Here is a 12,379-nt window from a genome sequence, read left to right on the forward strand (position 1 = left end):
GGGCTATGATTTATTGTCCTTCAAAGTTCGCATTCTCAATTGCCCGCATGCTGCGCCAATATCACCGCCTTTTTCTTTTCTGAGCGTTGTTAGTATTCCTAGCTTGATAAGGGTGTTCTGGAAGGCTTTTTGTCTTTCAAGTGAAGGGGCGTTATGCTTGAATTCATTTGTAACATTGAGCGGAATAATGTTTATCGTATGGGTGATATCTTTTACCATCGTATAGAGAGCATGTGCGTCAGCTAATGAGTCGTTCATTCCTTCTATAAGAGTGTATTCAATTGATATTCTTCTATTAGATATGCTCACATATTCTCTTAAAGCATGCATGAGTGTATCAAGGGGATATTGTTTGTTGATAGGCATTAAAATATCTCTTAATATGTCATTTGTCGCGTGGAGCGATACAGACAAACGGATCTGTGTTTTCTCTTTTGCAAACCTGAGAATGCCGGGTACATGGCCGGCGGTAGATATGGTTATTTTTCTACTTCCAATTTCAATTCCCCAGTGCGCTCTTAAAATATTGATTGATTTCATTACATTCTCATAATTTAGAAATGGTTCTCCCATCCCCATATAAACGATGTTGTTAATCCGCTCTTTTTTGTAGTCATTTTTTATAAGAATAACCTGTGAGACAATTTCGCCTGTTGTGAGATTTCTCTTAAAGAGGCTTTTACCACTTGCGCAGAAGGAACATCCAAGGGGACAGCCGATTTGACTTGAAATACAGACGATCTCACGTTTTTTTTCCGCGAGGTATACGCTTTCAATTATATTGTCATCATGTGTTTTAAAAAGATATTTTGCGGTAAGATCATTCTCAGATTGATATTTTTTAAACGTAGTGAGCGATAAAACATTAAAATGATTATTCAGAAAGTCTCTCATATTGTTAGGAATATCGGACATGTTTTCAAAAGATGAAGCACCTTTTTTATAGAGCCAACTCAGGATTTGTTTAATCCGGTACGATTTATAATTTTGGGATTGTAGCTCTAATTCGAGTTCCTGTAGGGTAAAATTTGTGAGATCGTTCATATACTATTAAAATAACAGAAAATGTTCATAGCTCAAAACAAATTTTGTGTAAATATTGAAGGTTTTAGTGTAAAATATATTTCTAAATAATGACATAGGAGCTAATTTTGTGAAAACTGATAAACAAGTAACAGTACTTATTTTGACCTATAATCAGTTAGCGTTTACTGTTGAGTGTATTTCCTCACTATTAAAGTCTGATTATCAAAATATTCGTATTCTTGTTGTTGATAATGGTTCTTCAGATGGAACCGTTGATACTTTAACAAAAAAATTTCCGGATATTACAATTCTTAGAAATGAGAAAAATTTGGGTTGCGCCGGGGGAAGAAATACAGGTATTAAATATTATTTAGACAATCTGGACAGTGATTATTTATTTTTTCTTGATAATGACATCATTATTGAGAAAAGTGCAATCGGTGAATTGGTATCTTTGATGGATTCATCCCCTCAGAATGGGATAGTTGCTCCTTTTTGGTATTTTTATAATCAACCAGATACGATATTTTTTGCTGGCGGAGCTCATATTAGTTGGAAAAAAGGTGTTTTCTACGGAGAGATGAGAGGGGAGAAGAGGCCTCTTAACGACTTAATACGCACCGTTGAATTTGTTCCTGGCGGAATAATATTTGCGAAAAGAGAAGCTGTTCAAATCGCAGGTTTATTTGATGAGCGCTATTTTATTTACTTTGAAGACCCTGATTGGGTGGTTCGCGTAACGCAAGCAGGGGCCACAATAATGGCAACATCACGTGCAAGTGTTTTACATAAAGTATCACAATCGGTTGGTATGGAAACGCCTTTATTTTACTATTATCGAACGCGTAATAGGCTTTTGTTTATGAAAAAGAATGCAAGGAAAACTGATCGGTTTTTCTTTTTCTTTTATTTTATATTTGAGCTGATAGTAATGACGGCGCCAACATTATTATTGAATAAAATGTATAAGCAATTAAAAGGTGTTTTTGTGGGCATTATGGACCATTTTAAAGGGATTTATGGGCAAAAGCTAAAGATTTAAAGTGGGAAATTATTATTGCTTTCGGAAAAAATCTCTGTAGATTGCAATTGACTCTATTTAAGACAATTATTAAACCAATTACTGCAAATTCCGGAGAGTTATTATACAGAGGTAATAGCGAAAAGGCAATGGGGGGCAAAGGCGGAGAGCATGTCATTATGATGTTCGATTATTTGGTAAAATTGTAACTGGTGCTAGTTACGTTTTTGTTGTTATTCTTTTACGTAATAAATGGAGAAATTTACTCGTAATTTACGGTCTATTAATCTACTATGTATACATATGGTATTTATTGGTATTATAAGGTATCGTTATCCTGTTATGCCTATACTTATTATGTTTTGTGGATATGCTGTAGCTGTTCTGTGTCGGAAGATTTCTAATTATAATAGTAAGATATAATACAAATAATATAATTGGTAAAAGATGAGGATGTATTTGCATGTCTGCTATTGATAAACGAATAGAACTGTATAGAAAACGATTAAAGGGATCAGCGCTCTACCCTATAGTAAGAGAAGCCCTTAAATATCTACGAAAACTAAACAGACCTCAGCGGTTTAATGTTTACCATAGAAATGTTTCAGAAATTAGAAAAAAGTTCCTCAAGAATAATGATATAAAGGTTTTAAATCTCGGTTGTGGTTTGCGGCAGAATGCTTCTAACGTGATTAATATAGATATAATATATAATTCCAATGTGAATATTGTCTCAGATGCACATTATCTCCCTTTTGCTGATTCTGTATTTGATGCCGTATGGTTTGAAGCAGTTTTAGAACATCTTAAAAATCCATATCAGGCAAAGAATGAGATATTAAGAACACTGAAAAGTGAAGGGTATTTGTATCTTGAAATTCCATTCTTTCAAGGTGAGCACGATACCCCATATGATTATCAGAGGTTTACTATGAATGGGTTAAGGAACTTATTTGGTGATTTTGATATTATTGAGATGCAGGTCGTTAGTGGCCCTGCATCAGCACTGAGTCATACACTGAGACATTTTTTGTCAGTGCTTTTTTCTTTTAACACACAAGGTGCTTACAAATTTTTTAATGGATATATTTTTAGTTATGTAACGTTTTGGATAAAGTATTTTGATTACTTTATAATCAATAATATTAATTCACGGTATTTGTGTTTTGGATATAGTCTTTTATGTCAAAAAAGATGATGTTGAAGAAATTGATAATAAAAGGAGGATGAGTGTTATTCTTTAATGGAAAAAATGTTGTTGTTACAGGAGGTGCTGGGTTTCTCGGCTCTTATGTCTTGGAACAATTAGAAAACAAACAATGCAAAAGTGTATTTGTCCCAAAGATTGAAGAGTATGATCTGGTTGATATAACTGCAGTGAAAAAGCTTTATCAGGATGCGCGGCCGGATATTGTTATCCATTTAGCAGCGGTTGTGGGTGGGATAGGTGCCAATAGAGAGAATCCTGGTAAATATTTTTATGATAATTTGATGATGGGAGTCCAATTGATTGAGGAAGGAAGAAAATACGGGATTGAGAAATTTGTCGCGATTGGAACTATATGTTGCTATCCGAAATATGCTCCGATTCCATTTAAAGAAGAAGATATATGGAACGGTTACCCTGAAGAGACTAATGCTCCTTACGGTTTAGCTAAAAAAATGCTTTTAGTTCAGTCACAAGCATACCGTGACCAATATGATTTTAATTCAGTATTTCTTATGCCGGTAAACTTGTATGGACCGCGTGATAATTTTGATCCTCAATCTTCTCATGTCATTCCGGCTTTGATAAAAAAAGTGTTTGATGCACAGAGAAATGGTGATAAATCGATCACAGTATGGGGTAGCGGTACTGCAACCCGGGAATTTTTGTATGCTCAAGATGCAGCTGAAGGAATCATAGCTGCAACAGAAAAATATAATGAGTCTGAACCGGTGAATCTGGGAGCTGGATTTGAGATATCGATTAAAGATTTGGTTGGTTTAATTGTAGAATTGACGGGGTATAAAGGTGAAATAATCTGGGATAAAACAAAACCTGATGGCCAGCCGCGACGTATGCTTGATACAACAAAAGCAGAAAAAGAGTTTAAATTTAAAGCAAAAACTTCTTTTAGTGAAGGATTAAAAAGAACTATTGAATGGTACAAAGATACTATAGTTAACGCTTAAAAGTTGTATTTGTCAGCTTGTACGAGAAAATATGCAAAGAAAAGATATTGCAAAAACGGTTTTTAGGAATTCTATATATAATATTGGGGCTCAAGTAGTAAACAATATTGTCTATTTTTTTATTGTCGTCATTATTGCTAGGTCTCTTTCTGAAACTGATTTTGGAAAATATGCTACCGCAAAAGCTTTTACCGCTTTATTTGTAGCCTTTTGTAGTTTTGGAATGGATTTTTTGATTATCAGGGATATTTCTCGAGATGCACGAAATGCACCTCAGTATCTAAAAAACTCACTTGTTTTAAAAGCGGTAATGTCACTCGCTGTTTTCATATTGATACTCACCAGTACAAGTTTTATGAACTATTCACGCGATACGACCGTAGCCATATATATATTTACCTGCGTAAATATTTTAGGTGCTTTATGCACTACTTTTGATTCGATTTTTAAGGCTTTACAAAAAATGTTTTTTACGTCTTTGAACGTAATTATAAGCGGATGTATTTTGTTATTCTTGGTAGTGATATGCTCATTGCGGCATGGAAGCATAATTGCTTACGCTTCACTGAGTTTCGTTAGCATAACTTTTAGTATCATATTTATGGCGTTATTGGTCAGGTATTATCTTAAAATAAAGCCCGGTGCCTTTTCTTTTAAATTATGCAAGTATCTATTTATTGAATCGATTCCTTTCGGATTGGCGAACGTATTTGTTCTCGTGCTATTGCAAGCAGATACTGTTATGCTGTCAAAGATGACTTCAGAAACAGTCGTCGGCAATTATAATGTTGCGTACAAAATTATTTTTGCGCTTATGTTTTTTCATACAGCATATATGATCTCTATATATCCTGTTATCTCGAAATCATTCAAAGACTCAAAGGAAAATCTAGTAATTTCATACGAGAAAACGGTTAAGTATTTTATTATGTATGGACTCTTTGTCGCGATTTTTGTGACTTTTAGAGCTCATGACATCATGTATCTATTATATGGAAATAAATATAAGCTTGGTGTCACTGCATTACAATGCCTTATATGGTCGTATCCATTTATTTTGCTCAGCACTATTACTGCGGTTACACTGAATTCTATTAATAAGACTCGGGTAAACACAGTATTTGCTGCTTTGGGGGCGATTTTAAACATATCCCTTAATCTCATATTGATACCAAAATATAGCTTGATAGGGGCAGGAGCCGCAACAATTGTGACAGAAATATTTATATTTGTTGGTGCATACAGCATTTTGTCAAAGCATCTTATCAAAATTAACTTTTTAAAAATATCTTATAAAGTGATAATTGCATCTATTGCCCTTTTTCTTCTATTGTTTGCGATTTCATCAGTGAATTTGTTTATGGCATTTTTTATTTCGTTATTCATGTATCTCTTAGTGCTTATAGTTTTTAAATATTTTACAAAAGGCGAGTATGCGATTGTGAAGTCATTTTTCATTAAAGATATTGGACAGACTTTATAGTGGGGGAATGGTGAAGTTTCTTGAAACAGTGAAGATGTTGGGGCAGTTAAGTGTTGTCGAAAAAATACTTTTTGTTCTATTTCATTGTTTTAATGGTGTTCTCCCTCGAAAAAGGAGAGATCTGTTGGAAATTAAGGATGTGCTTAAATTTGCCAATTTAAATAATTATGTTGTAAAAAAAGTATCTAATAAAAACCTGATTACTGTGGATAGTGATTCTGATGTTGGGGGCTATAAGGTTTTGCTACGTAGAATGACAAGCGATTATGCTGTGTTTCGGCAGATTTTTATGGCTAAAGAATATAAGCCCTTAGTTGATCTAATCGACAAAAATAATAAAAGAGAAAATATTAAATACATTATAGATGCTGGAGCAAATAACGGGTGTTCTGCGATATATCTCAAGAAGTGCTTCAAAAATTCTGAAATAATTTCTATTGAACCAGATTGTGGTTTATGCGCGATTGCCGAGGAAAACATTAAGATCAACAAGATTAATAATATTATTGTACTTAATAATGCTCTATGGATAAATAATAACAAACTGGAATTAGATTACAGTTTCAGAGATAAGAGAGAGTGGTCGTTTTCTGTTAAGCCTGCAGGCAAAAGCACAAAAGAGATAATTTATGGGGTAACAATACCAGATATTATGGAGAAATATTCTTTTCCATATCTTGATATTTTAAAAATGGATATTGAGGGTGCCGAACGGTTTATTTTTAATGATGAAGAACATGTGAAGAGATTCCTTCCAAAAGTAAGATATTTAGCAATGGAAGTTCATGATGAATATAACATTCAAGAGATGATATTGGGAATATTAGAAAAATATAATTTCTCACACTCAATTTATGGGGAGCGCCTCATCGCATGCAATCGTGATTTTAGTTACTAGTATTACCGAAAGATAAAAAACACCCCCTAAAACTTGTACATTTAAAGAGGTGTTTTTTATGGTGGATTATTTCAAAAGTTCTTTTATCTCTGATTCAAATACTTCTTTTGACTTAAAGCCAATGTGCCGTTTGGCTAGCTTGCCGTTTGGTCCGTAAATTCTTGTGTCAGGGATGCCTCGTATACCGTATTTACGGGAAACATCTGGTGTTGCAATGTATATCGGATAATTCATTCCATTTTTAGAAGCGAAATTAGCGACCAGTTTTTTGCCGCCGGTATCTACTGAAACACCGATAATTTCAACACTTTGAGATTTGTAGGTATCGTATAGCTCTACAAATCCAGGTATTTCTGCCTGACAGGGTGGGCACCACGTAGCAAAGAAATCTACGATGAGAACTTTATTTTGGTTGCTGTTGATCTTTTTTTCAAGATCGGAGCCGTTTATTGTCTTTATTTCTCCGGAAAACGTAGTTTTAGAGCAAGATAAAAGAAAAACACACAATATAGGTATTAAAAAAAGTTTTTTCATATAATCCCTCCTTAGGAATTTAGTTTATTGGTTACATATATATAGACGATTATAACAGTAAAATGTTTCATGTCAAAAAAAAAGGGACTCAATCTGTAATTGAGTCCCTTTCGTATTTAGGTAATAAGTATTATTCGTTAGCGCTTAAAGTTTCTTTAGCCAATTCATCATGAGGAATATCTTTCTTTGATTTTGCAATAGCTATTCCAACAACGAGTATTGCAACGCCCATACATACCCACACGATTATTGCTGGTTCTTCATATTTAACAATAAGAGGAACAATAAGAAGAGCAACCATATTCATAACCTTGATCAGAGGATTGAGCGCTGGTCCAGCTGTATCTTTTAGCGGATCACCAACGGTATCACCGGTAATTGAAGCTTTATGAGCATCAGACCCTTTACCCCCGTGCATGCCGTCTTCAATACACTTCTTCGCATTGTCCCACGCACCACCGGAATTTGACATAAATACGGCAAGTAACTGACCTGAGAGGATCATTCCTGCAAGAAAACCGCCTAAAGCTTCTTTATGCAGTAAGAATCCGACAATTATTGGTGAGAGGATCGCGAGTAACCCCGGCCCGATCAATTCTTTTTGTGCTGCTGCTGTGCATATTGAAACAACACGAGCATAATCAGGTTTCTTTGTTCCTTCTAAGACGCCTTTGATCTTGAATTGCGCACGTACCTCTTTAACGATCAAGAATGCTGCACGACCAACGGCGTTAATGAGCAGTGAACCAAAGAGAAATGGTATAGCACCGCCTATAAGTAGTCCTACAAAAACATACGGGTTCGCAATCGAGAATGATCCGACAATCTCACTGTATGTTTTTCCTGCAATGAGTGCTATATCTGTTATGTATGCATTGAACAGAGAAACTGCCGCAACAACCGCAGAACCGATAGCAATTCCCTTTGTTATCGCTTTAGTTGTGTTTCCAACAGCGTCAAGATCTGCAAGTGTTTTACGAGCATTTTTATCAAGTCCAGCCATTTCACCGATACCGTTTGCATTATCAGCCACAGGACCAAAAACGTCCATTGAGATATTGTTTCCGGTTAATGTCAACATACCGATACCGCACATTGCAACACCGTATGCGATATAAACAGGAGTTGCTCCAGAATATATGATGACTGATGCAAATATCGACGCTGCGATAATAAGTATTGCCCATACACTACTTTCTAAACCAACAGATAGTCCCGTTATGATCGTCGTTGCATGACCTGTTTGCGTTGATTTTACAATAGATTTTACCGGACCTCCATCAGGTTTAGTAAAATGTTCGGTAACTCTGTTTATTGCGATAGCTAAAAAGATACCAACAAGCGTTGTATATACAGGTCTCATATCAAGTCCTGCAACTCCAAAGCTGATCCATGTAGGATGCGATATTCCATCGAATCGTAAATAATAGAAACCAACTATTGCAAAACCAACAACGGACATAACCGCAGATGACCAGAAACCAACGTTAATTGCTTTCATAGCATTTCTTGACTCGTCACTTGTCTTTACCGCGTATGTTCCTATTATTGAGCTAAATACTCCGATAGCTCTCACAAGAAGAGGGAAAATAACACCCTTATGACCAAACGATGCCCACCCAAGTATCATGGCCGAAACAATGGTCACTTCATATGATTCAAATATGTCTGCTGCCATTCCCGCGCAGTCACCAACATTGTCACCGACATTATCCGCGATTGTTGCAGCATTTCGCGGATCATCTTCCGGCATGTCTTTCTCAAGCTTGCCGACAAGGTCTGCACCGACATCTGCTGCTTTTGTGAATATACCGCCACCAACTCTCATGAAAAGAGCAAGCAAGGTACCGCCAAAACCGAACCCGAGGAGTACTTCATATGCACGATCACCATAAATCATAAAGATTATTGTTCCGCCTAATAGACCTAATCCGTCAGTTAACATTCCGGTAACAGTACCGGTACGATAGGCGATCTTTAAAGCCTCACCAAAACTTGTTCTACTTGCAGCTGCGACTCTTACGTTACCGCGAACAGCTAAGTTCATTCCGACGTATCCGACGGTAGCTGAAAAAATTGAACCGACAAGAAATGCAAGTGCTCTTCCAAGTGCTATATGCTTGACGCCGGCAGTAAAGTAGAGAACTGCAGTTAAGATCAATATGAGAAACGCGATCGCTTTAAATTGTTTATGAAGATACGCGGTAGATCCTTCGCGTATAGCACCAGCGATCTCTTTCATTTTGTCCGTACCTTCATCTTTTGCAAGAACCTGCTTCATGAGGAAACCGGCGTATAACAATCCAAGAATAGCGGTGCCTAATACACCCCACAGTGCAACTTGTTCGTAATTGGGGTATTTGAGAAACGCGAAAAAATCGACCGTTTCACTATGTGCAACTCCCGGCACACTATGTGCAGCGAAAGCTAATGTTGAAAAAAGGTGAACAGAGCCTAACAGCGTAAAAAGATACAACATTGATTTGGTAATTCTTCTCTTCATAACGTAAGAAACTCCTTTCTGAATCTAGTTAAGCAATGGATAATAAATAAATTATGGCGGCTGGTCAATATCTTTTTAAAAAAAATGTATAAAAGAATGCCGTGGGGCCAAATGAGAAAAATAATTTGTCTTTAACGATAAATATGATACATTACATTGCGATACTTTAAGGAGGAATATCTATGGTAAATGCAGTGGAATTACGAAAAGGCATGGCAATAATGCTCGAAAAAGAGCTGTATATTGTTATGGATAGAATGCATGTGACACCGGGAAACTGGCGGGGTTATGTTCAGGCAACATTAAGGAATATCAGAACGGGCAAATCAATGGAAAAACGGTTCCGTTCGACTGAGGATGTTGAACGAGTCTCGCTGGAACCGAAAAAAATGACATTCATGTACAGTGATAATGATGGGCATCACTTTATGGATCCTGATTATAATTCTGTTGTTTTTTCTGAAGATATTGTTGGAGACGCAAAAAATTATCTTGTGGAAGATAGTACGGTAGAAGTACTCTATTTTGGAGAGAAGGCAATAGAGATAGAGCTTCCAATAATTGTAGAACTTAAAATAATTGAGACGATACCGGGGTATAGGGGAGACTCTGTTACCAATATACAAAAACCGGCAACACTTGAGACAGGATTCAAAATTACGGTACCACTCTTCATCAAAGAAGGTGAAATCGTTAAAGTTGATACGAGAACAGGGGAGTATACCGGCCGAGCCTAAGAACGAAGGAAGCGGGACGAAAAAACAAAAGATGGATGAAAATAATCGTCTTTCGTCATAGTGAGCAAAGCGAGTATTCGTCCATTGTCTATCGCACAAAATAAGGGGGAGATGTTATGAGAGATCGTTTATTTGTGGTTGTTGTCGCTATGGGACTTCTTTTTCAAAGCGGTTGTGCAGTTGCACTTATTGGTGCAGGTGCAGTCGCCGGGTATTCTTTGAGTAAAGACAGTATTGAAGGTTATACGGATGTACCGTACGACGCTTTGTGGCATAAAGCGATAGAAGTTATTCGCGAAGAAGGCGTTGTTACCATGGAAGACAAAGAACATGGAAAAATCGAAGGGTTGGTAAAAGAAGTCAATATCACGCTCAATATGACAAAGGTTACCGAAACATCGATCAAGTTAAAAATTACCGGCAGGAAATATTTATTACCAAGTGTTGTTGTTCCTCAGGATCTCTTTATTCGCATTATTGAGGGTGCAGGAGGAAAAGTCAATAAATAGCAATACATGGATTTCTGTATTCACACCGCTCCGATTTGTCGGAGCGGTGTTTTTATTTTATACAATTGGGCACAACGCATACTCACGTGACGAAAACCGATCAGCGTTTTTTCAGAATAGCTATTACTTCGCAATGCTTTGTTTGAGGGAACATATCAAGGAAATATGTTGTAGAAAGAGTGTAATTATTCTGCAGGGCAGCGACATCTCGTGCAAGTATAGGAGGGTTGCAGGATACATAGATTATGGTTTCGGGGATATAAGAATTAAGGGCATCTATCATTGGTTTTTCAATGCCGGTTCGCGGTGGATCAAGAATCAAAGCTGTGTCCTTTTCTGAATGTTCAGAGAGCATCTTTTCTAAGCAGTCTTCAACTCTTCCTGCCATAAACGATGCATTTGTTATGTTGTTTGCGCGTGCGTTATTTTGTGCGCATTTGATTGAAGCCGTATCACGGTCAACGCCAACGACAGTATCCACAAGGGAAGAAGCGCATATTCCGAATATTCCTGATCCGCAATAAGCGTCTATCAAGTGTTCCGGTCGTTTCGATGGTATTTCTGATGTGATAATTGAGATCATTTCACCGATCATAGCAGAATTAATTTGAAAAAAGGATGAAATCGGTATTTTAAAAGTTTTATCCATAAAGGTTTCTATATATAGGCGTTGATGAATCTCAGTCTGATAAATATTGTCATAGAATATTTCGACTTTATCCTGAGCAATATTTTTCAAGGTAACAGATTCGGGAAGTATCCCTTTCCACATCCTCAGCTGTTGTGTTACATGCGGGATGGTATCGTTGATTGCTTTTTTTGCTATGAGGCAGCTCTCGATGGGGATAAAATTAGTATTGTTTATTCCCATATAGCCAACTTCGACTTTGTTTTTTATTTTCTTTACATGTAACTTGATCTTATTTCTATAGTGAAGTGATTGTGGGGAAGGAAATGTATCTATGTTGCAAACCTCAATATGCCCAATTTTACCCATAACTTCTTTAATTTGTTTCGTTTTTGCCTCAATCTGTCCGTTATATGAAAGGTGTAGATATTGGCATCCACCGCACCGTTTATAGTATGGGCATTGGGGTGTAATGCGATTGGGTGAAGGGGCCTCAATATCAATAATAACACCACGGCAAAAGTTTTTTTTCTTCTGAATAATTTTTACTTTTACTGTTTCTCCGGCAATAGCGTTCGGAACAAATACTACTATATTATCGATTCGTCCGACACCATCTCCTCCGAATGCGATTGAATCAATATGGATTGTGTATGTTTCATTAGCTTTTATATTCATACACGTATAGTAGCATGAATACATGGTGAATGCACACGTATTTATGAAAATGATCATAATTGTAACCGGTGAGCAAAAGGGGGAATTATTTGGGAGGTAAGAGTAAATAAGGATCAATATCAGGATTATGAATATAAGCTTCTAATGTTTTCTTAAGCCATTCTTCTAAGGATCCGATCTTAAGACG

The 12,379-nt window shown here is 36.5% G+C and carries 11 protein-coding genes; 7 read left to right on the top strand and 4 right to left on the bottom strand.

The annotated features are described in order from the left end of the window. Positions 1–3: 3 nt before the first annotated feature. The gene (gene rlmN, locus P9M13_01135; protein MDP8261891.1) at positions 4–1,044 is read right to left on the bottom strand and encodes a 23S rRNA (adenine(2503)-C(2))-methyltransferase RlmN; all 1,041 of its coding nucleotides are present in this window, start codon (positions 1,042–1,044) and stop codon (positions 4–6) included. A gap of 109 nt (positions 1,045–1,153) precedes the next feature. Here rlmN and P9M13_01140 point away from each other — a divergent pair, with 109 nt between their 5' ends. The 5 genes from P9M13_01140 to P9M13_01160 all read left to right on the top strand — a co-directional run bounded on the left by P9M13_01140 (position 1,154) and on the right by P9M13_01160 (position 6,603). Next, entirely contained in the window at positions 1,154–2,068 is a 915-nt protein-coding gene (locus P9M13_01140) for a glycosyltransferase family 2 protein (GenBank protein ID MDP8261892.1), read from the top strand. 442 nt (positions 2,069–2,510) lie between these two features. Further along, the gene (locus tag P9M13_01145) at positions 2,511–3,245 is read left to right on the top strand and encodes a class I SAM-dependent methyltransferase (protein ID MDP8261893.1); all 735 of its coding nucleotides are present in this window, start codon (positions 2,511–2,513) and stop codon (positions 3,243–3,245) included. Positions 3,246–3,277: 32 nt separating this feature from the next. Then, positions 3,278–4,222 carry a GDP-L-fucose synthase gene (locus P9M13_01150; GenBank protein MDP8261894.1) on the top strand — a complete coding sequence of 315 codons (945 nt, stop codon included), beginning with the start codon at positions 3,278–3,280 and terminating at the stop codon, positions 4,220–4,222. Positions 4,223–4,253: 31 nt separating this feature from the next. Then, positions 4,254–5,705, top strand: coding sequence for a flippase (locus P9M13_01155; GenBank protein ID MDP8261895.1), 1,452 nt, complete (start codon positions 4,254–4,256; stop codon positions 5,703–5,705). A 7-nt stretch (positions 5,706–5,712) separates the two neighbouring features. Beyond that, the gene (locus P9M13_01160) at positions 5,713–6,603 is read left to right on the top strand and encodes an FkbM family methyltransferase (protein MDP8261896.1); all 891 of its coding nucleotides are present in this window, start codon (positions 5,713–5,715) and stop codon (positions 6,601–6,603) included. Positions 6,604–6,669: 66 nt separating this feature from the next. On the opposite strand, the gene P9M13_01165 is transcribed toward P9M13_01160, so the two are convergent. Next, positions 6,670–7,137, bottom strand: a complete 468-nt coding sequence (locus P9M13_01165; GenBank protein MDP8261897.1) for a TlpA disulfide reductase family protein — start codon at positions 7,135–7,137, stop codon at positions 6,670–6,672. Between the two features lie 130 nt (positions 7,138–7,267). Further along, positions 7,268–9,640 carry a sodium-translocating pyrophosphatase gene (locus P9M13_01170; GenBank protein ID MDP8261898.1) on the bottom strand — a complete coding sequence of 791 codons (2,373 nt, stop codon included), beginning with the start codon at positions 9,638–9,640 and terminating at the stop codon, positions 7,268–7,270. 182 nt (positions 9,641–9,822) lie between these two features. Here P9M13_01170 and efp point away from each other — a divergent pair, with 182 nt between their 5' ends. After that, positions 9,823–10,377, top strand: coding sequence for an elongation factor P (gene efp, locus P9M13_01175; GenBank protein ID MDP8261899.1), 555 nt, complete (start codon positions 9,823–9,825; stop codon positions 10,375–10,377). 116 nt (positions 10,378–10,493) lie between these two features. Further along, entirely contained in the window at positions 10,494–10,886 is a 393-nt protein-coding gene (locus P9M13_01180; protein MDP8261900.1) for a hypothetical protein, read from the top strand. Positions 10,887–10,986: 100 nt separating this feature from the next. Here the strand turns inward: P9M13_01180 and P9M13_01185 are convergent, their stop codons facing one another. Continuing rightward, on the bottom strand, positions 10,987–12,192 hold the full coding sequence (locus tag P9M13_01185; GenBank protein ID MDP8261901.1) for a class I SAM-dependent RNA methyltransferase: 1,206 nt from the start codon (positions 12,190–12,192) through the stop codon (positions 10,987–10,989). Between the last annotated feature and the right edge of the window lie 187 nt (positions 12,193–12,379).

The sequence above is a fragment of the Candidatus Ancaeobacter aquaticus genome (assembly GCA_030765405.1).
Lineage (GTDB): Bacteria > Auribacterota > Ancaeobacteria > Ancaeobacterales > Ancaeobacteraceae > Ancaeobacter > Ancaeobacter aquaticus.

Bases quoted from the DNA above. Each gene is read 5' to 3' on its own strand.
- rlmN (MDP8261891.1), bottom strand. From the start codon at position 1,044: ATGAACGATCTCACAAATTTTACCCTACAGGAACTCGAATTAGAGCTA.
- P9M13_01145 (MDP8261893.1), top strand. From the start codon at position 2,511: ATGTCTGCTATTGATAAACGAATAGAACTGTATAGAAAACGATTAAAG.
- P9M13_01155 (MDP8261895.1), top strand. From the start codon at position 4,254: ATGCAAAGAAAAGATATTGCAAAAACGGTTTTTAGGAATTCTATATAT.
- P9M13_01160 (MDP8261896.1), top strand. From the start codon at position 5,713: ATGGTGAAGTTTCTTGAAACAGTGAAGATGTTGGGGCAGTTAAGTGTT.
- P9M13_01165 (MDP8261897.1), bottom strand. From the start codon at position 7,137: ATGAAAAAACTTTTTTTAATACCTATATTGTGTGTTTTTCTTTTATCT.
- P9M13_01170 (MDP8261898.1), bottom strand. From the start codon at position 9,640: ATGAAGAGAAGAATTACCAAATCAATGTTGTATCTTTTTACGCTGTTA.
- efp (MDP8261899.1), top strand. From the start codon at position 9,823: ATGGTAAATGCAGTGGAATTACGAAAAGGCATGGCAATAATGCTCGAA.
- P9M13_01180 (MDP8261900.1), top strand. From the start codon at position 10,494: ATGAGAGATCGTTTATTTGTGGTTGTTGTCGCTATGGGACTTCTTTTT.
- P9M13_01185 (MDP8261901.1), bottom strand. From the start codon at position 12,192: ATGAATATAAAAGCTAATGAAACATACACAATCCATATTGATTCAATC.